Source organism: Streptomyces sp. NPDC102441, assembly GCF_044765585.1.
GTDB lineage: Bacteria > Actinomycetota > Actinomycetes > Streptomycetales > Streptomycetaceae > Streptomyces.
Map to the genome: position 1 here is coordinate 38681 of NZ_JBIWKH010000029.1, position 19968 is coordinate 58648.

Consider the following 19968-nt stretch of genomic DNA (forward strand, 5'->3'; position numbering starts at 1 on the left):
ACTCACCCGGGCACCGGACATCAGCCACGGGGGCTACGACATGAGCACGGACAGGACGAGGCCGGCCGGACGACACGACCGCAGCAGGCCGGGCACCGTACCGGCGCAACGGCCCAGGCGGCCGCTGCGCCCGCACCAGTGGTTCGCCGAACGGCTGCTCGCCGTCCTCAGCGGTCAGCGCCCGGTGCACTGGATGCTCGGCCACACGATCGGCGAGGCCTACGACCAGCTCACCGAGCTCGCCCCGGACACCCCGCTCGGCGCCGGCTGCCGTCGCCCGGTCGTACGCGCCTGCCACGGCAGCCAGCCGGCCAACGGCGTGGTCGAGGCGTTCGCCAGCATCGCCACGGGCGAGCAGGTCCGCGCCATGGCCTTCCGCCTGGAACAGGGCCCCGACCTCCGCTGGCGCTGCGCCGCGATCGACCTGGGCGGAGAACGCCTCCCGGCGGTGAGATAACCCGGGGGCCGGTCCGCACCCACCGTCCGAGCGGAACCAGATCAAGCCCGTCGGGGGTACCTCCGGACGGAGTCCGGGTGAGATTGAGGACACACCGCGCCGGACCCGCACAAGGGCCCCAGAGGGCCACAGAGGGCCACAGGAGAGCCCCTCCGCCCCGAGGGGAGCCCAGGAGGCCCCCAACCACCCCCAACCCCGGAAAACCCCGCAGAAGGCCACCAAACGCACCTGGCCCGGACACCCCAAGGGCGTCCGGGCCAGGTACAGGCAAGCCGCGCTACTTCTTACGGCGCCGCCCACTCGCACTCTTCTGCGCCTTACGGCGCTCCGCACGCGTCATCCCGTCGCCCTCGGACGGCGCACCGTCACCGTCACCGTTGGAGAAGTCGCCCTCGACGACGCCGCCCTCCCCGTCCACCGTGGGAGCGGAGAAGTGCAGCCGGTCGGGACGCTGCGGCGCGTCCAGGCCCTTGGCCCGGATCTCCGGCCGCCCGGACCCGGCCGCCACCGGCGCGTCCTGCTTCTCGAGCGAGGTCCGCTCCGCGCCGTCCTGCACCGGGACCTCCTCGACCTGCTGCTCGACCTGGACCTCCAGGTTGAACAGATAGCCGACGGACTCCTCCTTGATGCCCTCCATCATGGCGTTGAACATGTCGAAGCCCTCGCGCTGGTACTCGACCAGCGGGTCCTTCTGCGCCATGGCCCGGAGGCCGATGCCCTCCTGGAGATAGTCCATCTCGTAGAGGTGCTCGCGCCACTTGCGGTCCAGGACCGAAAGGACCACGCGGCGCTCCAGCTCACGCATGATGTCCGAGCCGAGCGTCTTCTCCCGCTCGGCGTACTGCTCGTGGATGTCGTCCTTGACCGATTCGGCGATGAAGTCGGCGGTCACACCGGCCAGGTCGCCCGCGGCCTCCTCGAGCTCCCCGACCGTGACCTTCACCGGGTAGAGCTGCTTGAAGGCGCCCCACAGCCGGTCGAGGTCCCACTCCTCCGCGAAGCCCTCGGCCGTCTCCTGCCGGATGTAGTCGTCGATCGTGTCGTCCATGAAGTGACGGATCTGATCCTGCAGATCCTCGCCCTCCAGGACGCGGCGGCGCTCGCCGTAGATGACCTCGCGCTGCCGGTTGAGCACCTCGTCGTACTTCAGGACGTTCTTACGCGTCTCGAAGTTCTGCTGCTCGACCTGCGACTGCGCGGAGGCGATCGCCCGGGTCACCATCTTGTTCTCGATGGGGACGTCATCGGGCACGTTCGCCATCGACATGACGCGCTCGACCATCTGCGCCTTGAACAGCCGCATCAGGTCGTCGCCCAGCGACAGGTAGAACCGGGACTCACCCGGGTCGCCCTGGCGGCCGGAACGACCGCGCAGCTGGTTGTCGATACGCCGCGACTCGTGACGCTCGGTGCCCAGGACGTAGAGGCCGCCGAGGTCCGTGACCTCGTCGTGCTCGGCCTTGACCGCCTGCTCGGCCTTCTCCAGCGCCGCGGGCAGGGCTGCCGCCCACTGCTCGACGTGCTCCACGGGGTCGAGCCCGCGCTGACGCAGATCCGCCTCGGCCAGGTCGTCGGGGTTGCCGCCCAGCTTGATGTCCGTACCGCGGCCGGCCATGTTCGTCGCAACCGTGACGGCACCCTTGCGGCCTGCCTGGGCGATGATCGGCGCTTCCCGGTCGTGCTGCTTGGCGTTGAGGACCTCGTGCTGCACACCGCGCTTGGAAAGCTGCTGCGAGAGGTACTCGGACTTCTCGACGGAGGTCGTGCCGACCAGGATCGGCTGCCCCTTCTCGTGCTTCTCCGCGATGTCGTCGACGACCGCGGCGAACTTCGCGACCTCGGTGCGGTAGATCAGGTCCGACTGGTCGGCACGGACCATGGGCCGGTTCGTCGGGATCGGCACGACGCCGAGCTTGTAGATCTGGTGGAACTCGGCCGCTTCGGTCATCGCCGTACCGGTCATGCCGGAGAGCTTGCCGTACAGGCGGAAGAAGTTCTGCAGGGTGATCGTGGCGAGCGTCTGGTTCTCGTCCTTGATGTCCACCCCTTCCTTCGCCTCGATGGCCTGGTGCATGCCCTCGTTGTAACGGCGGCCGGCGAGGATACGGCCGGTGTGCTCGTCGACGATCATGACTTCGCCGTCGATGACGACGTAGTCCTTGTCGTTCTTGAAGAGTTCCTTGGCCTTGATCGCGTTGTTGAGGTAACCGACGAGCGGGGTGTTCACCGACTCGTAGAGGTTGTCGATCCCCAGCCAGTCCTCGACCTTGGAGACGCCGGGCTCGTGAATGGCCACGGTGCGCTTCTTCTCGTCGACCTCGTAGTCGCCGGTCTCCTCGATGCCCTTCAGCGGGTTGCCCGCCTCACCCCTGGTGAGACGCGTCACCAGCTTGGCGAAGTCGCCGTACCACTTGGTGGCCTGGTCGGCGGGGCCCGAGATGATCAGCGGGGTACGGGCCTCGTCGACGAGGATCGAGTCGACCTCGTCGACGATGGCGAAGTTGTGGCCGCGCTGGACGAGCTCGTCCTGGGACCACGCCATGTTGTCGCGGAGATAGTCGAAACCGAACTCGTTGTTCGTGCCGTACGTGACGTCGCAGGCGTACTGCTCGCGGCGCTGGGCCGGAGTCATGTTGGCGATGATGCAGCCGACATCGAGGCCGAGGAACTTGTGTACCCGGCCCATCATCTCGGAGTCACGCTCGGCCAGGTAGTCGTTGACCGTGATCAGGTGCACACCCTTGCCCGAGAGCGCGTTGAGATACGCGGGCAGGGTGCCGACGAGGGTCTTGCCCTCACCGGTCTTCATCTCGGCCACATAGCCGAGGTGCAGGGCGGCACCGCCCATCATCTGGACGTCGTAGTGGCGCTGTCCGAGGACACGCTTGGCGGCCTCACGGACGGTCGCGAATGCTTCGGGAAGCAGGTCGTCCAGGCTCTCGCCGTCCGCGTACCGTTCTTTGTACTCGTCGGTGAGCGCCCGCAGCTCGGCGTCGGAGAGGTTGACGAAGTCCTCTTCGATGGAGCTGACCTGGTCCGCGATGCGGTGCAGTTTGCGCAGGATCTTGCCTTCGCCTGCACGCATGAGCTTGTTGAAGACGGACACTGAGGCTGGTCTCCTTGCCGGTCGGGCCTGGCACTGGGTCGTGTGATGGACTCTGGCGCGGGCACGGCAGGTGGGCCCCACCGCAACGGCCATCGTAAGCGAGGACCCCGCCACGCCGGGAGGGCTCCCACGGCGTTCTCCCCTCCGCACCCTTCCGGGACAACGGCCGGAGTGGACGGAAGGTGCCGGGAAGCACCGAAAAGTGCTCGCATCCCGTGGCCCCCGTCACCAGAATTCCCGCATGGAACACACCACACTCACCACTGAACGCCTGCTCATGCGCCCCTTCGCCCCCGAGGACTCGGACGCCGTGTACACCGCGTGCCAGGATCCGGAGATCCAGCGCTGGACGGTTGTCCCCTCGCCGTACACCCGTGCCGACGCGGAGCTCTTCACACAGAAACTCGCTCCCGCCGGCTGGGAGGACGGCTCGATGTACAACTTCGCGGTCCTGCTGCGGGGCGGCAGGCCGCTCGCCGGCGCAGTCGGCGTCAACCGCCGCATCCAGCCGGGCACGTACGAGGTGGGCTTCTGGACGGCGAAGGAGCACCGCGGCGCCGGCTTCATGACGGAAGCGGTGCTCGCGGTGGGCCGCTGGGCGTTCACCGCCCTCGCAGCGGACCGCCTCGAATGGCGGGCGGAGGTCGGCAACGCCCCCTCCCGGGCCGTCGCCCTGCGTGCGGGCTTCCGTATGGAGGGTGAGCAGCGGTCTGCCCTGTTCAACAAGGGCATACGGCGGGACACCTGGACCGGGGCGCTGCTCCCGGCCGATCTGGGGCTGCCCGGCACCCATCCCCACAGGCCGGCCCCGGATGTCAGTGGCGGGTTCTAGGGTTTCACGCATGACCTCTGTGCCGCCGCCCGCCCTGGAACTCTCCGCCGACCAGGCGCGCCGTATCGCCCTGCGCGCCCAGGGCCTCCTGGGCGCTCCGGACCGCCGGGGCGGGGTCCCGGGAGTGCTGCGCCGTCTCGGAGCCGTCCAGCTCGACACCATCTCGGTCCTGGCCAGGTCGCACGAGCTCGTGCCGTACGCACGCCTCGGCGCGCTCGGCCGCCGCGCGGTCGACGAGGCCTACTGGTCGGGTGGCCGCTCGTTCGAGTACTGGTCGCATGCCGCCTGCGTCCTGCCGGTCGAGGAGTGGCCGCATTTCGCGTTCCGCCGCCGCGCCTACCGGGCCCGGCCGCACTGGAACCACGACCTGCCCGACGGGGCGTACGGGACGGTGATCGAGCAGCTGCGCGCCGAGGGCCCCTTGACGGCGACGGAGCTCGGCGGCGCCAAGAACGGCGGCGAGTGGTGGGACTGGTCCGCGTCCAAGGTCGCCGTCGAGCGCGCCCTGATGTACGGCGAGGTGGTGTGCACCGAGCGGCGCGGCTGGAAGCGGGTCTACGACCTGGCCGAACGCGCGATCCCGGACGCCGTGCTCCACGACGACCTGGACGACACCGAGTGCCTGCGCCGCCTGGTGGCCCTGGCCGGGCGGTCGCTGGGCGTGGGCACCCGGACGGACATCGCCGACTACCACCGCCTCAAGGCCGAGCAGTTCGATGCCGTCGTGGCGGATTCCGGGCTGATCCCGGTGTCGGTGCGAGGCTGGGCGAAGCCTGCCTGGGCAGACCCTGAGGCCCTCGCCTCGGAGCCGCGCGGACGGCACCGCACGACGCTGCTGTCACCGTTCGACTCGCTGATCTGGGAAAGAGCGCGCACGGAGCGGATCTTCGGCTTCACCCACCGCCTGGAGGCGTACGTCCCCCGGCCCAAGCGGATCCACGGCTACTTCGCGATGCCGCTGCTGGCCGGTGGCAGGCTGCAGGGCCGGGTGGATCCGGCCAGAGACGGAGCCACGCTGGTCGCCCGCCAGGTGTCCCTGGACGGCGGGAAGTCCGTGACGCCCATGGCCGAGGCCCTCGTGGAGGCGGCGTCCTGGGTCGGCTGCACGGACGTACGGCTGGAGCGTGTCGACGCACCGGAGCTGCGCGAGCCGCTCATGGCGGAGATCGCCCGCGCCCTTCCGCAGGCGCCGGACGGACCGCGCCCTCCCGCTACCTGATCTCGAGGATCTTCTCCCGCATCGCGTAGACCACGGCTTCCATCCGGGAGTGCAGCTGAAGCTTCTCCAGGATATTGCGGACGTGGTTCTTCACCGTGTTCTCGGAAATGAACAATTCCTTCGCGATATCACGGTTGTTCATTCCGGTGGCCACGAGTTTGAGCACCTCCAGCTCCCGCTCGGTGAGCCGCGGCGCGGGAACGAGACGGCGCTCGTCGGTGCGCTGAATCATCGACTTGAACTCGGTGAGCAGCTTGGAGGCCATCGACGGGCTGATCTGGGACTGGCCGTCCGCCACCGCGCGAATGGCCGTGGCCACCTCGTCGGTCGAGATCTCCTTGAGCAGATATCCGGTGGCCCCCGCCTTGATCGCCTCGTAGAGATCGGCCTCCTCATCGCTGATCGTCAGCATGATGATCTTCGCGCTGGGAGCCACCTCCTTGATGGAGGTACAGGCTTCGATACCGCCGCGCTTGGGCATCCTCACGTCCATCAGCACGATGTCGGGCAGCAGGTCCGCCGCCTTGTCCACCGCCTCAGCCCCGTCCCCCGCCTCTCCGACGACCTGGATGTCCTCCTCCTGCGCGAGGACGATCTCCAGACCCCTGCGGAACAGCGCATGGTCGTCCACCACCAGGACTCTGATGGGTTCCTTCCGGGAACTTCCGTCGTCCGCAACGGAATTCGCACCGGCAGTGCTGTCGGCGTCGTTCGTCCCGCGCACGGGACCGAAGGTGTCCGCCATCGTTCCTCCCCCTGAAGGCCACTGCCTGAGGTCACAGGCTGTCCGCCAACGTCAGTGCACAGAGCACTGATTGGCCTGGGGCACCATGATTTCATGCCTGGCCGCCGAAGCGGCGCCCCGCGGTCGCACGCGGTGCCCCTGGGGGCGCCAGACGCCTCCAGGGGCACCGCGTATCGGCTGTGAGCGGTGGGGTGTCAGCCGCCGAGCGCGCCGCCCGCGCCGCCCGCCCCGTCGGAGGCCAGCGGGTCGGTCCTCAGGTGAATGACACCGTAGTCATAGGCGTGCCGCCGGTAGACGACACTGGGCTCCTTGGTCTCGGAGTCGACGAACAGGTAGAAGTCGTGCCCGACCAGCTCCATCTCGTAGAGCGCCTGGTCGAGCGTCATCGGCGCTGCCACGTGCGTCTTCTCACGCACCACGAGCGGCCCTTCGCCCTGGACCTCGATCGAGCCGATCCTGGTCGTGGGCACGGAAGGCTCCGGCTCCGTGGGGATGAGCTCGCCGTCCCCGTTGAACGAGGCGGCGTCCGGCACGACCTCTCCGACCTCGGCTGCGGACCGACGGCCGTTGCCGCGCCTGCTGTAGCGCTTGTCATGCTCCTTGCGCAGCTGAGTGTCCAGCTTGTCGGTGGCCAGGTCCAGCGCTGCGTACGGGTCGCCTGCTGCCGCTTCCGCCCGGATGACCGGCCCACGCGAGCGGAGCGTGATCTCCACCCTTGCAGCACGGTCGGCCTGACGGGGATTGGGCTCCTTGGACACCTCGACGTCGAGGCTGATCACCTTGCCGTCGAACTTCTGGATCTTGTCCAGCTTCAGCTTCTCGGCCACGTGCTTGCGGAACCGCTCGGGCACCTCGGTCTTGCGGCCCTTGACGACGATGTCCACGCAGAACTCCGTTCCCGGATCGCTCCGCTTCGGCGGCGGAGCAACTCCTTTTTGCACCAGACTCCGGTGATCGCCGGAGCCGCGGACTCGGTGGCTGTCACCTCCTCCTCCCCCGTCGGCAGGATCTGCATCCCACCGATTTCCATGCTTCTGGCGTACCGGTGAGTTACCTGCCCGAAACCTGGTGGCGCATTCACGGAGGCACGGAATTCACCGTCCCTCACAACCGAACATAGCCTGACCACCACCGTGTCGGCACCCGCTACTCACGCGTACCTCCGATCGGGGCCCTCTACCCACTCGCTACCTGCAACGATGCAAGTTATCTGTCAGTTCCGGTTTATTTCGAAGGCAGACGGAGAAGCTGCGACAACCGCCGCGCGGAACCCCTCCGCCGTGCCGTCACCCACGCAGCCCGTGGCACGGACCGCGCGTGCCGCCTCCGCCAGCGTCGACCCCGTCGTCAGCAGGTCGTCCACCAGCACGACCCGGCCCCCGTCGAGCAGCCTCCGGCCGCCGTCCGCGACGACGAGAGCACCCGCCAGATTCGCCTGCCGCTCCCGCGCGCCCAGCCCCGACTGGTCAGCCACCGCACGCCGCTGCCGCAGCACGGCGAGCACCCGGGCCCGCGTGCCCCCGCGACGCAGCTCGGCCGCGCCCGCGGCAGCGATCCTGCGCGCCGGATCATGCCCACGCCCTGCCGTGGCCCGCCGCGCCGACGGCACGGGAACCAGCAGCAGCGGGTCCGCGTCGCCCGCATGCCCCGCTCCGGCCCGCACAGCACCCGCCAGCGCCCCGCCGAGCACTCCAGCGAGGCCGAGCACCCCTCGCTCCTTGTGGGCCAGCAGCATCGCGCGTACGGCGTTCTCGTACGGTGCCGCCGCGTGGACCGGGGGGAGACCCGCAGGCTCGGGCGCCGGCCTCACACGGCTCGGCCCGGCCGACAGACCGGCGGCGCACTCGTCGCACAGCTCTGTCCGCGGCCTGCCGCAGCCCCCGCAGGCCACAGGCAGCACCAGTCCCGCGATCTCGCGCCACCAGCCCCGCACGGTCCCACTGTGACTCGGACGACCGGCACTCGGCCACCCCTGTGGAAAACCCTGTGGGCCGCCCCGGACACGGCGAACCCTGTGGGCCCGTCCCGGACACGGCGAACCCTGGGCCCGTCCCGGACACGGCGAACCCTGGGCCCGTCCCGGACACGGCGGGTGCGTGTGGCCCTGCCGGGGCCCGGGCGATCAGCCCGGGTAGACCAGTGAGGAGCCCTCCTTGAGGACCGTCTGCCAGTTGTCCCCGGGCGACAGCTTCACTATCCCGTCGCTCTCGGTGTCCGCCATCAGCGGAAGCTGGTCGTCGTCGGCGGCCGCGACAGCCGTCACCTGGTTCACGCCCGGCAGGACCCCGGAGGAAGACGTGGACCCGTCGGCCTGGACGTAACGCACCTGCTGCACTCCGCCCTCCTCCTTGCCGACCACCACGAGACGGCTGCGGCCGGACCAGGAGACAGCCGTCACGTCGGACAGCTGGGGCGCGGCCTGGCGCAGGTCCTCCACCGAGACCCGCTCGGCCTCTCCGGAGCCCTGGCGCTCGACCCGGCCGATGAGCAGCGTCGTGTGCCCGTCCCCCGACGACACCCGCAGGGCGATCCGCACCCCGTCGGACGACATCCGCAAGGCCTCGATCCGCCCGCCGTTCAGACCGGGCACCGAGACCTCCTGCGGTTCTCCGGTGCCGTCGACCAGACGCAGCAGCCTGGAATCCGACGGATCACGATCGGCGACCCACAGATCACCCTTGCCGTCCCAGCTCGGCGCTGACAGCCGGTCCGCGGCCTTCTTCGCTCGACTGGTCACCACGGGGCCGGCGGGTTCGCTCTCCTCCGTGAGGGAGGAGACGTAGAGATGCTGCTGATTCTCCGAGACCGCGGCGGCCTGCTCTTCGTCCCGGGCCACACCCACGGCGCTCATGGCCACAGTCCCGCTGCCCAGCGGACCGATCACCGGCTCCGGATCACCGCTGCCCTTGCTGCTGCCGGGGATGCGCTGCACATGCCCCTTGTCGTCCACGAAGTACTGGCTGTCGGGCTCGCCGGAGCCACCGTCCGAGGCGAAGTCCTCGGCCTCGTCGGCCCCGAGCGAGCACAGTGGGCCTCGCTCACCCTGCAGCTCGACCTGCCCCACCCGGGCGGACGTCAGGTCCCGCAGCGTGAAGAGCACCTGGGCCGCCATCATCCGGCAGGCGCCCTGCCCTGCCTGGTCGGCCTTCTTGTTGAGCGGCACCTTCAGGACGTTCTGGTCGTCAGTCGTCAGCGAGGTGACCCCGCTCTTCAGCGCCGTGCCCATGGGAAAGCGCGAGTCGACCACCGGCCGCAGCCAGTTCGACGGGCCTTCCAGCAGTGTCCGCACCGTCTGGGTGGCGGTGTCCATCCGTGTCACGGGGTCCGTGCGGTTCCGCACATAGACGGGATCGGCGACCAGGGCGGCCGCGTCGTCGGTCCGCCCGGCGGCGAAGTAGTACTTGTTCACGGACCGGTAGAGGCGCTTGAAGTCGGACTGCCCGAGCACCAGGCCGTCCGGCACGAGGTCGATGCGCCATTCCTGCTTGCCGTCCGGCCCCTTCTTCCGGACCAGATGAAGCATCTGGGAGTACTCCGAAGGGGCCAGCGGCCGGTACGAACTCTGCGCGTCGACCGCGGCCACCTGTTCGCCTGTCAGCGTGTAGGTGGTCTCGGCGGTCCCGCGTTCCTCGTCGTGGATCGTGGGCCCGTTGCGGTTGGGCGCCTTCGCGAGCACCGTGGTGCCCTCGCCCGGCTGCCAGGTGCGGCCCGCTTCCGCGGTCAGATATTTGCGGGTCGTAAGGAAGTCGGGGTCGTCGCTGGTCATCGACTCCAGGAAACCGTCGACGATCTCGATGGGCGTGGCACCCTCCCTCGGAGGTACGGCGTACACCTGTACCTGGGAATCGCCCGGCTGCGAGGCGTCGACGGCCTTCACGTCGCCGGTGACCGGCATCGCTCCGCACCCGGCGAGCACCATGACGCCACAGCCGAGCAGCACGGACAACCGCACCCCCCGGCCGCCCCGACGGCGGTCAGTGTCCACGAGTCGTGCCCTCCTGCTCCGGATTCTGCGTCTCTGAGCCGGTGCCCCCGGCCGGACGCGACACCACCCGTGCTCCGCTGCCCGGCAGAGCGGCCGGATCGACCGGCGTCGCCGCCCGCGGTGCCGCAGGCCCGTGCGCCGGCACGGCCAGGTGGGAACGCGCCGTGGAACCTGTCTGGCTCGGCACGGACACCAGCCGGTGATCGCTCACCGCCGGTGCCGCCTCCGCCCGTTCACGGTCCTCCCGGTTACGCCGGGAGTCCTCCGGCTCCAGCGGTATCGGCGACCCGCGCAGCGGCTCGTCCGCCGTACGCGGCAGGGTCAGCCGGAACTGCGAGCCACCACCGGGCTCACCCCACGCCTGCAGCCAGCCCCCGTGCAGGCGGGCGTCCTCGACGGCGATCGACAGCCCCAGACCGGAGCCACCGGTGGTGCGGGCACGTGCCGGATCCGCCCGCCAGAAGCGGTTGAAGACCCGGGTCGCCTCGCCCGGCTTGAGCCCCACGCCGTAGTCCCTGACCGCCACGGCAACGGCGCCCTGGGCGACGCCCATGCGCACGATGACGTCCCGGCCCTCGCCGTGCTCGACGGCGTTGACGACGAGATTGCGCAGGACCCGCTCGACACGGCGCGCATCCGCCTCCGCGACCACGGGCTGTTCGTCACCCACCACCCGGATCCGGCTGCCCTTGCGCTCCGCCAGGGGCTCGGCCCCACCGATCACCCGACGGACGACCATACGCAGATCTATGGGTTCGGCTTCCAGCGCAGCGGCCCCCGCATCGAACCTGCTGATCTCCAGCAGATCGGACAGGAGTGACTCGAAGCGGTCGAGCTGATCCCCCAGGAGCTCCGCGGATCTGGCCGTGACCGGGTCGAAGTCCACACGGGCCTCATGGATGACATCGGCGGCCATCCGCACGGTCGTCAGCGGGGTGCGCAGCTCATGGCTGACATCCGAGACGAAACGCCGCTGCATGCGGGAGAGCTCCTCCAGCTGCTGGATCTTCAGCTGCAGGTTCTGCGCCATCTTGTTGAAGGCCTCGCCGAGGCGCGCGATGTCGTCCTCACCGGTGACCTTCATCCGCTCCTGGAGCCGGCCCGCGGAAAGCCTCTCCGCGATCCCGGCCGCCATCCGAACAGGTGTGACGACCTGGCGCACCACGAACCAGGCGATGGCACCGAGCAGCACGACCACGAACAGGCCCGCCGTCGCCAGGGTCGTCGTGACCAGGGTCAGCGACTTCTCCTCCTGGGTGAGCGGGAAGAGGTAATACAGCTCGTACGGGTTGTGGTCCACGTCGTAGAGCCGCTTGCCCACGACGAGCCCCGGCTCCGGGTCCTTCCCGTGGGAGTACCGGATCAGCGAGTACGTCTGGAACGCACCCGCTCCCTTTCCCACGTCGTCCCGCAGACTCTGCGGGATGCTGGACGCCTCCACGCTGCCCGAACCACGTGGAGCGCGGCTGGTGGTGCCGTGCCCCACGGAGTCGTCGCTGAGCGCCACCACGTTGAAGGCGTTCGTGCCCCCGCTGGCGAGCTGGTCGACGAGCTCGGTGCGCCAGGAGGTGTTGGCCGTCATACCGTCGGCGCCCTCCTCGGTCTGGTCCCCCGGGACCAGAGGCGCGTTCGCGTTCGTCTGGGCGGCCGCGAAACCGCCGGCCGCCTGTGTCTGCGCGGCCTTGCCCTTCGCCTCGAGCAGGCCGTTGCGGACCTGCCCGATCACGACGAAACCGAGCAGAAGCACCACGGCGATCGACATCAGCAGCGTTCCCGCCACGACGCGGAGCTGCAGATTGCGCCGCCACAGGCGGACAGCCGGCAGCAGCGGGCCGCGGATCCACCGCATCAGCAGCCGCGGCACCGGGCCGCCGGGCGCCCGGTCGCGGAACAACCGGCCGCCCAGCGCAGCCCGGCCGAAACGAGGAGTGCTCCGCGCCTGACCGGCAGCCCGCTCCGTACGGGCCCCGGGCACCCCAGGTGGCGGAGCAGCGCTGCCCAGGGTCATCTCAGCTCGGTCCGGCCTTGTAACCGACGCCACGGACGGTCACAACGATCTCCGGCCGCTCCGGGTCCTTCTCCACCTTCGAGCGAAGCCGCTGGACATGCACGTTCACCAGGCGGGTGTCGGCGGCGTGCCGATAGCCCCAGACCTGCTCCAGCAGCACCTCACGGGTGAAGACCTGCCACGGCTTACGGGCGAGTGCGACCAGCAGGTCGAACTCCAGCGGGGTGAGGGCGATGGACTGCCCCTCCCGCTTCACCGAGTGACCTGCCACGTCGATGACCAGGTCACCGATCGCCAGCTGTTCCGGCGCGGGCTCTTCGGACCTCCGCAGACGCGCCCTGATCCGGGCAACCAACTCCTTCGGTTTGAACGGCTTGACGATGTAGTCGTCGGCCCCGGATTCCAGGCCCACCACCACATCCACCGTGTCGCTCTTGGCAGTGAGCATGACGATCGGCACACCTGACTCGGCTCTGATCAGCCTGCAGACCTCGATGCCGTCCCGTCCGGGCAGCATGAGATCCAGCAGCACCAGGTCCGGCTTGGCCTCACGAAATGCGGCCAGTGCCTTGTCGCCGTCCGCTACGAACGACGGCTCGAAACCTTCTCCACGCAGCACAATGCCGAGCATCTCGGCCAGTGCGGTGTCGTCGTCGACGACAAGGACGCGTCCCTTCATAAACGACATCATCCCATTAGCTAATCGTTACCTGCGATGACCTGGCACACAGCTCTGCCAGTCCGACCCCCGTGACCGGGGAAATGACGCCCTCCTCCGTGACGATCGCCGTGACCAGTTCGGGCGGCGTGATGTCGAATGCGGGGTTGTACGCCTGGGTTCCCGGAGGCGCGACGACCGTCCTGCCGCCTTCACCTTGGGCCGGAGCACCCGGCTTCGATGTGAACTCTGTCACTTCCGCCGCGGAACGCTGCTCCACGACGATCGATGTGCCGTCCGCCGTCTCCAGATCGACCGTGGTCGTCGGCGCCACGACGAGGAACGGCACATGGTGGTACTTCGCGAGCACCGCCAACGGATAGCTCCCCACCTTGTTGGCCACCGAGCCGTCCGCGGCGATACGGTCCGCCCCGATGATTACGGCATCCACCTCCCCCGCCGCAAACAGCGAACCCGCCGCACTGTCCGTGAGCAAGCTGTACGGCATCCCGTTCCGCCCCGCCTCGTACGCCGTCAGCCGGGCACCCTGCAGCAACGGCCGGGTCTCGTCCACCCACAACTGCCGCAGGCTGCCCTTCCGGTGGGACCTCAGAGCCACGGCGAAGGCCGTCCCCGCGCCACCGGACACGAGAGCCCCGGTGTTGCAGTGGGTCAGCAGCCGATGCCCGCCATTCCCCGGCAGGAGTTCCGCGAGCAGCTCCAGACCGTACTGCGCCATCCGCTCACTGGCCGCCGCGTCCTCCTGATGCAGAGCCCGTGCCTCGGCCAGGGCCGCCCCGGCAGCCGCCTCGGGGCCGGAACCGCTCCCGACAGCCGCCTGGTACACCCGCGCCACCCTCAGCGCTCCGTACCCGAGGTTCACCGCGGTGGGCCGCGCCTGTTCCAGCAGCTCCGCGGCGCGCGCCACGTCCTCACCCCGGGCAGCGGCCAGCGCCACCCCGTACCCCCCGGCGATACCCAGCAGAGGCGCCCCGCGCACCGCGAGAGTCCGGATCGCCCGCACCAGCGCGGGCACATCGACGCACACCAGCTCGGTCTCCTCGGCCGGCAGCCGTGTCTGGTCGAGGAGCACCACCGCAGGGCCTTCCGGAGGCTCGTCCCAGCGGAGTACGGAGAGGGCCGGAGGCTCGATGCCCACCGGCGATTGCGCGTCCTGATCAGCCATCTGCCCAGTCTGCCCGCTGAACCGCCCGCGCACGAAGGCAAGAGGGAGATAGAGCGCCTGGCCCGCACCGGGCCGCCGCGTGGCACGATGGCTGGCAACCTGCCGCCCCGATGAGCGGGCAGGACTGTGAAGGAGCGACGATGAACGACTCTCCGGGCTGGGCTACGCCCGGATCCGCCCCCTCCGACGACCAGGCGACGGGTATTCCCAAACCCTCCGCCCCCGTCGACGGAAGCGCCGGACAGTGGTCTCCCGCACAGCCGCCTCCGGGGCAGTGGTCCCCGCCGAGCGCCCCCGGCACCGGTCCAGGCGCGCCACCGCCCGCCCCGGGCTGGGGCGGCATGCCGCAGGGACCCGGACGGGGCCGCCCGCCCATGGCAGCGAAGCCCGGCGTCATCCCGCTCCGCCCCCTGGGAGTCGGCGAGATCCTCGACGGCGCGGTGTCCACCATGCGCACCCACTGGCGCACGGTGCTGGGCGTCAGTCTCACCGTCTCCGTGATCGCCGAGATCGTGATCATCCTCGTGCAGCGCTACCTCCTGCCCGATCAGGAATCGGTCGACCCGAACGCGACCGGGGCGGAGGCACTCCGCCAGGCCACGGACTCCGCGCAGTCCCAGCTGATCAACAGCGGCCCCAGCACCCTCGTCGCGATGATCGCCACACTCATCACCACATCGGTCCTCACCGTGGTGATCAGCCGCTCCGTGCTGGGACGGCGCGTCACGCTCTCCGAAGCATGGTCCGAAGCCCGGCCCCGGCTTCTTCCGCTGCTCGGGCTGACCCTCCTGCTGAGCCTGATGAGCGCCGCGATCATGGCTGTGGGCCTGCTTCCCGGCCTGGCCCTGGGCGGCGGTGCGGGCGGGATCGCCCTGACCTTCCTCGGCTTCCTCGCCTCCTGTGGCGTCGTGCTCTGGCTGATGATCCGCTTCATGCTCGCCGCGCCGGCGCTGATGCTGGAACGCCAGTCCGTACTCGCCTCGCTGCGCCGGTCCGCCAAGCTGGTCAAAGGCAACTGGTGGCGCACATTCGGCATCCTGGCGCTCACCTACCTGCTGGTCATCGTCCTGACCCTGATCATCGCGATCCCGTTCGGCATCATCGCCGTGACCGTGGACAGCGACGGCCTGAGCGAGTTCCTCAGCAGCAGCTCGACGGACTTCGGCTGGCCCTTCCTCATCATCACGGGCATCGGCGAAGTGATCGTCTCGACACTCGCCTACCCCTTCACCGCCGGCGTGATGGCCCTGCTCTACGTCGACCAGCGCATCCGCCGCGAGGCCCTCGACCTGGAACTCGCCCGCGCCGCGGGCATCCCCGGCTACGACACCCCCAGGAGCTGATGCGGTGACGGGGGCGGGGGGCAGCACCGCAGCGGCACGACTCATCCGGGCAGGCGAGGACATACCCGTGGACAGCTCACGGGTGCCGGCCCGTGAAGCGGCGCAGGACGAACTGTCCGACCCGATGTACCACGAGCATGACCCGAACCTCATCGAACGCGGCATCGACCGCTTCTGGGACTGGGTCGGAGACCTCTTCGCCGACGCCGCCGGAGCCGCTCCCGGCGGCCCGCTGGGGCTCGTCGTGCTCGTCCTGGCCGTCCTCGGCCTGGGCACCGCCCTGTGGTGGAGGCTCGGGACACCGCAGCGCACCGCCCGCTCCGAGGAAACGCTCCTCGGAGGCACCACCCGCAGCGCCCCCGACCACCGCACCACGGCTGCCGCACACGCCGAAGCCCGACGCTGGACCGAAGCCGTCCAGGAACGGATGCGCGCCCTCGTACGGTCCCTGGAGGACCGGGCCGTACTCGACCCACGCCCGGGCCGCACCGCAGACGAGGCGGCCGCCGAGGCGGGCCGGCTGATGCCCGCACAGGCAGACCGGCTCCGCGCCGCCGCCCGCGTCTTCGACGACATCACATACGGCGGCCGCACCGCCGACGAAGCCGCATACCTGACACTGTGCACGCTCGACCTGGATCTCGAGGCCGCCAAGCCCTCGCTGACCGCCGGCACGGCCCGAGGGGGAGCCGGATGACCGCCACCGCGGCCACTCCCACCACGTCGGAATCCCAGGGCCCCCACCAGATCTGGCAGCGCGTCCGCGGACTGCTGCTCGCCCTCCTCATCCTCGTCGTCGCCGGGGTCGCCCTCGCCGCCGTGCGCTCCGGCGGCGAGCACGGCCGGCTCGATCCCCGCTCCTCGGACCCGAACGGCAGCCGGGCCGTCGCTCAGCTCCTCAAGGACCGCGGTATCTCCGTCGATGTCGCCACCACCCTCGACGAGGCCGCCGGCGAGGCGGGCCCAGGCACCACGCTGCTCGTCGCCGCACCCAACATGCTCACCGCTCACCAGCAGCAGATCCTCCACGAGGCGACCACCGGCTCCACAGGCCGTACCGTCCTCATCACCCCTGACAGCTCCTCCGCGGCCCGGCTCGCCCCCGGAGCGCACCCGGAATCGCGGGGACCGGTGACCGCCCGCCCTCCACGCTGCGACCTCCCCGCAGCCCGCGCCGCGGGAACCGCCGACATGGGCGGCATCCACTACGCGACGGACGCGGACGACGCCACCGCCTGCTACCCGGACACCGGATTCGCCCCTCTCCTCGTCCTGCCGGGACAAGGCGACGGCGACACCGTGCTGCTCGGCTCCCCCGACTTCCTCCACAACGACCGAATCGACCAGCAGGGCAACGCCTCGCTGGGCCTGCAACTCCTCGGTTCCCGCCCGCATCTCGTCTGGTACCTCCCCTCGCTCGACGATCCCTCCGCGACCGACGGCGACTCAGCCGACGGGGACGACAACGGTGGTGCCGGAGCCGAAGGGGAGAGCGGCTTCACCGATCTCATCCCCTCGGGCTGGCTCTGGGGCACCCTCCAACTGGCCCTCGCCGCAGTCCTCGCCGCCGTCTGGCGCGGCCGCCGATTCGGCCCGCTGGTCACCGAGCGGCTGCCGGTGGCCATCCGGGCCTCCGAATCCACCGAAGGGCGGGCCCGCCTCTACCGCAAGGCCGACGCCCGCGACCGCGCGGCTGCCGCATTGCGCTCCGCCACACGGAACCGCATCTCCCCCCTGCTCGGTGTGTCCCCCCGTGACGCCGACTCCCGCGCTGTGCTCCTGCCCGCCGTCGCCTCCCGCCTCAGCAACCCGCGCAGCGACCTCGGCACCCTCCTCTTCGGCCCGGCGCCGGCCGACGACGCCGCGCTTGTCCTTCTGACCGATCAACTCGACGCCCTCGAAAGAGAGGTACGCACGTCATGAGCGCCCCGACCCCGGAGACCGCCGAGCTTGCGGCAACCGCAGGAGTCCCTGCTGCCCCGGCGGACGCCGACAGCGCCCGCGCATCCCTGGAAGCTCTGCGTGCCGAGATCGCCAAGGCCGTGGTCGGCCAGGACCCGGCTGTCACCGGACTGGTCGTCGCCCTTCTCTGCCGGGGCCATGTCCTCCTCGAGGGCGTGCCCGGCGTAGCGAAGACCCTCCTGGTCCGCGCACTTGCCGCCTCCCTCGAACTGGACACCAAGCGCGTCCAGTTCACCCCCGACCTGATGCCGAGCGACGTCACTGGTTCACTCGTCTACGACGCCCGCACCGCCGAGTTCTCCTTCCAGCCCGGGCCGGTCTTCACCAACCTGCTGCTCGCCGACGAGATCAACCGGACCCCTCCCAAGACGCAGTCCTCCTTGCTGGAAGCCATGGAGGAACGTCAGGTCACCATCGACGGGACCCCCCGGCCGCTGCCCGACCCCTTCCTCGTTGCAGCCACCCAGAACCCTGTCGAATACGAGGGCACCTACCCACTGCCCGAGGCCCAGTTGGACCGCTTCCTCCTCAAGCTGACAGTCCCCCTTCCCTCACGCGAGGACGAGATCAACGTGCTCACCCGACACGCGGACGGGTTCAACCCTCGCGACCTCAAGGCAGCAGGCATACGGCCGGTGGCCGGCCCCGCCGACCTCGAAGCGGCGCGCGCCGCCGTCGCCAAGACCTCGGTCTCCCCCGAGATCGCCGCCTATGTCGTGGATATCTGTCGTGCCACGCGTGAATCCCCCTCACTCACCCTCGGCGCCTCCCCTCGAGGCGCCACCGCACTGCTCTCCACCGCGCGGGCATGGGCCTGGCTCACCGGCCGCGATTACGTCATCCCCGACGATGTGAAAGCCCTCGCTCTGCCCACACTCCGTCATCGCATCCAGCTGAGGCCGGAGGCGGAGATGGAGGGAGTCACACCGGACTCCGTCATCACCTCTGTCCTCGCCCACGTCCCCGTCCCCCGGTGAGGCGGTGACCATGGCCCTCACCGGACGGGCCGCCCTCGTGGCGGCTTTGGGGTCACTCCCCGTAGGCATCCTGGCCCCGAGCTGGACGGGCATGCTCGCGGTCGAAGTCCCGCTCTCACTGGCAATTCTGTGCGACTACGCCCTGGCCGCGCCAGTGCGTACGCTGCAGTTCACCCGATCCGGTGATACATCCGTTCGACTCGGCGAGACGGCAGCGGTACAACTCACAGTGACCAATCCGTCTCGGCGCCGGCTCCGCGCCCAACTCCGCGACGCCTGGCCTCCCAGCAGCTGGACCTCGGAGACCGAACAGATCTCGTCACGGCACCAGCTCGCCGTACCTGCCGGGGAAAGTCGCCGCCTCACCACGCTCCTACGGCCGTCGCGACGTGGGGACCGCCAGGCCGACCGCGTCACAGTCCGGTCGTACGGCCCTCTCGGTCTCGTGGCCCGCCAGGGAGCTCACCGAGTGCCCTGGACGGTCCGGACGCTGCCCCCCTTCACCAGCAGGAAGCACCTGCCTTCGCGCCTCGCCCGACTGCGTGAGCTGGACGGCCGGACCAGCGTGCTCACACGTGGAGAAGGCACTGAGTTCGACAGCCTGCGCGCCTACGTTCCAGGAGACGACACCCGATCCATCGACTGGCGGGCAACCGCGCGCCAGTCCGCGGTCGCTGTCCGTACCTGGCGCCCGGAGCGCGACCGCCACATCCTCGTCGTCCTCGACACCGGCCGCACATCGGCCGGCCGGGTCGGTGATGTGCCGCGACTCGACGCCGCCATGGACGCGACCCTCCTCCTCACCGCCCTTGCCACCCGCGCCGGCGACCGTGTGAACCTGATCGCCTACGACCGGCGTGTCCGAGCCCGGGTGCAGGGCAGAACGGCCGGAGGGGACGTCCTGTCGACGCTTGTCAGCACGCTGGCCACCCTGGAACCTGAACTCGTGGAGACCGATGCTCATGGTCTCAGCACGACCGCACTGGCAAACGCTCCCCGTCGTTCCCTGATCGTCCTGCTCACGAGTCTGGACGCAGCGCCTGTCGAAGAAGGCCTCCTTCCGGTCCTCCCACAACTCACCCAGCGCCACACGGTTCTGGTCGCAGCGGTCGCGGACCCCCACGTCGAGGCGATGGCCCACGCACGGGGCACGGTGGACGCGATCTACGAAGCCGCGGCGGGCACACAGGCGCAGGCCCAACGGCGCCGCACAGCGGACCAGCTTCGGCGTCACGGTGTCACGGTCGTCGATGCCCCACCCACCGACCTCGCCCCCGCGCTGGCTGACGCATACCTCGCGCTGAAGGCGGCCGGCCGACTGTAGAGGTCCGGCCAACAAGCCAAGGGAGCGGCCTACTCAGCTCCGGCGGGCAATGGCGACGGGGGTGGGCGGTAAACGCAGAAAAGCCCCGTGCCACAAGGGCACGGGGCTAGTCCGGAATAATAGTTCGGCGGCGTCCTACTCTCCCACAGGGTCCCCCCTGCAGTAC

General features: G+C 69.9%; 16 protein-coding genes. 8 read left to right on the plus strand and 8 right to left on the minus strand.

Annotation, left to right across the window (positions count from 1 at the left end):
- The first annotated feature begins 40 nt into the window (after positions 1–40).
- Positions 41–457, plus strand: coding sequence for an Rv3235 family protein (locus ACIREO_RS39185; protein WP_404119740.1), 417 nt, complete (start codon positions 41–43; stop codon positions 455–457).
- A gap of 277 nt (positions 458–734) precedes the next feature.
- Here ACIREO_RS39185 and secA read toward each other — a convergent pair whose 3' ends face one another.
- Positions 735–3563, minus strand: a complete 2829-nt coding sequence (gene secA, locus ACIREO_RS39190; RefSeq protein ID WP_404119743.1) for a preprotein translocase subunit SecA — start codon at positions 3561–3563, stop codon at positions 735–737.
- Between the two features lie 241 nt (positions 3564–3804).
- On the opposite strand from secA, the gene ACIREO_RS39195 reads away from it, so the two are divergent.
- Both ACIREO_RS39195 and ACIREO_RS39200 read left to right on the plus strand, forming a co-directional pair.
- Positions 3805–4395: a GNAT family N-acetyltransferase gene (locus ACIREO_RS39195; RefSeq protein ID WP_404119746.1), complete on the plus strand. Its 591-nt coding sequence runs from the start codon at positions 3805–3807 to the stop codon at positions 4393–4395.
- Positions 4396–4405: 10 nt separating this feature from the next.
- A complete protein-coding gene (locus ACIREO_RS39200) occupies positions 4406–5614 on the plus strand; it encodes a winged helix-turn-helix domain-containing protein (RefSeq protein WP_404119749.1) in 1209 nt (402 codons plus the stop codon).
- Here ACIREO_RS39200 and ACIREO_RS39205 read toward each other — a convergent pair.
- The 7 genes from ACIREO_RS39205 to mtnA all read right to left on the minus strand — a co-directional run bounded on the left by ACIREO_RS39205 (position 5607) and on the right by mtnA (position 14196).
- Positions 5607–6359, minus strand: a complete 753-nt coding sequence (locus tag ACIREO_RS39205) for a response regulator (protein WP_404119752.1) — start codon at positions 6357–6359, stop codon at positions 5607–5609. The two genes, ACIREO_RS39200 and ACIREO_RS39205, sit on opposite strands and share 8 nt — an antisense overlap.
- 194 nt (positions 6360–6553) lie before the next feature.
- Positions 6554–7243 carry a ribosome hibernation-promoting factor, HPF/YfiA family gene (gene hpf / locus ACIREO_RS39210; protein ID WP_404119755.1) on the minus strand — a complete coding sequence of 230 codons (690 nt, stop codon included), beginning with the start codon at positions 7241–7243 and terminating at the stop codon, positions 6554–6556.
- A gap of 329 nt (positions 7244–7572) precedes the next feature.
- Positions 7573–8292, minus strand: a complete 720-nt coding sequence (locus ACIREO_RS39215; protein ID WP_404119757.1) for a ComF family protein — start codon at positions 8290–8292, stop codon at positions 7573–7575.
- Positions 8293–8481: 189 nt separating this feature from the next.
- Positions 8482–10311, minus strand: coding sequence for an LpqB family beta-propeller domain-containing protein (locus tag ACIREO_RS39220; RefSeq protein ID WP_404119778.1), 1830 nt, complete (start codon positions 10309–10311; stop codon positions 8482–8484).
- 22 nt (positions 10312–10333) lie between these two features.
- Positions 10334–12352 (minus strand): MtrAB system histidine kinase MtrB, encoded by a 2019-nt coding sequence (mtrB, locus tag ACIREO_RS39225; protein ID WP_404119760.1) that lies wholly within the window; start codon positions 12350–12352, stop codon positions 10334–10336.
- Between the two features lies 1 nt (position 12353).
- The gene (mtrA, locus tag ACIREO_RS39230) at positions 12354–13043 is read right to left on the minus strand and encodes a two-component system response regulator MtrA (RefSeq protein WP_187281934.1); all 690 of its coding nucleotides are present in this window, start codon (positions 13041–13043) and stop codon (positions 12354–12356) included.
- Positions 13044–13047: 4 nt separating this feature from the next.
- Entirely contained in the window at positions 13048–14196 is a 1149-nt protein-coding gene (gene mtnA, locus ACIREO_RS39235; protein ID WP_404119763.1) for an S-methyl-5-thioribose-1-phosphate isomerase, read from the minus strand.
- Between the two features lie 140 nt (positions 14197–14336).
- Here mtnA and ACIREO_RS39240 point away from each other — a divergent pair, with 140 nt between their 5' ends.
- Genes ACIREO_RS39240 through ACIREO_RS39260 form a run of 5 tightly spaced genes read left to right on the plus strand, consistent with a single transcriptional unit; the run spans position 14337 to position 19802 of the window.
- Positions 14337–15539, plus strand: coding sequence for a glycerophosphoryl diester phosphodiesterase membrane domain-containing protein (locus ACIREO_RS39240; RefSeq protein ID WP_404119766.1), 1203 nt, complete (start codon positions 14337–14339; stop codon positions 15537–15539).
- 4 nt (positions 15540–15543) lie between these two features.
- Positions 15544–16236, plus strand: coding sequence for a DUF4129 domain-containing protein (locus ACIREO_RS39245; protein ID WP_404119768.1), 693 nt, complete (start codon positions 15544–15546; stop codon positions 16234–16236).
- Complete coding sequence (locus ACIREO_RS39250; RefSeq protein ID WP_404119771.1) at positions 16233–17462, plus strand: DUF4350 domain-containing protein; 1230 nt, start codon at positions 16233–16235, stop codon at positions 17460–17462. Before ACIREO_RS39245 ends, ACIREO_RS39250 begins: the two co-directional genes overlap by 4 nt.
- Positions 17459–18478: an AAA family ATPase gene (locus tag ACIREO_RS39255; RefSeq protein WP_404119774.1), complete on the plus strand. Its 1020-nt coding sequence runs from the start codon at positions 17459–17461 to the stop codon at positions 18476–18478. Before ACIREO_RS39250 ends, ACIREO_RS39255 begins: the two co-directional genes overlap by 4 nt.
- Before the next feature lie 10 nt (positions 18479–18488).
- A complete protein-coding gene (locus ACIREO_RS39260; RefSeq protein WP_404119776.1) occupies positions 18489–19802 on the plus strand; it encodes a DUF58 domain-containing protein in 1314 nt (437 codons plus the stop codon).
- The last annotated feature ends 166 nt before the right edge of the window (positions 19803–19968 follow it).

Bases quoted from the DNA above. Each gene is read 5' to 3' on its own strand.
- ACIREO_RS39185 (WP_404119740.1), top strand. From the start codon at position 41: ATGAGCACGGACAGGACGAGGCCGGCCGGACGACACGACCGCAGCAGG.
- ACIREO_RS39195 (WP_404119746.1), top strand. From the start codon at position 3,805: ATGGAACACACCACACTCACCACTGAACGCCTGCTCATGCGCCCCTTC.
- ACIREO_RS39200 (WP_404119749.1), top strand. From the start codon at position 4,406: ATGACCTCTGTGCCGCCGCCCGCCCTGGAACTCTCCGCCGACCAGGCG.
- ACIREO_RS39205 (WP_404119752.1), bottom strand. From the start codon at position 6,359: ATGGCGGACACCTTCGGTCCCGTGCGCGGGACGAACGACGCCGACAGC.
- mtrB (WP_404119760.1), bottom strand. From the start codon at position 12,352: ATGACCCTGGGCAGCGCTGCTCCGCCACCTGGGGTGCCCGGGGCCCGT.
- mtrA (WP_187281934.1), bottom strand. From the start codon at position 13,043: ATGATGTCGTTTATGAAGGGACGCGTCCTTGTCGTCGACGACGACACC.
- mtnA (WP_404119763.1), bottom strand. From the start codon at position 14,196: ATGGCTGATCAGGACGCGCAATCGCCGGTGGGCATCGAGCCTCCGGCC.
- ACIREO_RS39240 (WP_404119766.1), top strand. From the start codon at position 14,337: ATGAACGACTCTCCGGGCTGGGCTACGCCCGGATCCGCCCCCTCCGAC.
- ACIREO_RS39250 (WP_404119771.1), top strand. From the start codon at position 16,233: ATGACCGCCACCGCGGCCACTCCCACCACGTCGGAATCCCAGGGCCCC.
- ACIREO_RS39255 (WP_404119774.1), top strand. From the start codon at position 17,459: ATGAGCGCCCCGACCCCGGAGACCGCCGAGCTTGCGGCAACCGCAGGA.
- ACIREO_RS39260 (WP_404119776.1), top strand. From the start codon at position 18,489: ATGGCCCTCACCGGACGGGCCGCCCTCGTGGCGGCTTTGGGGTCACTC.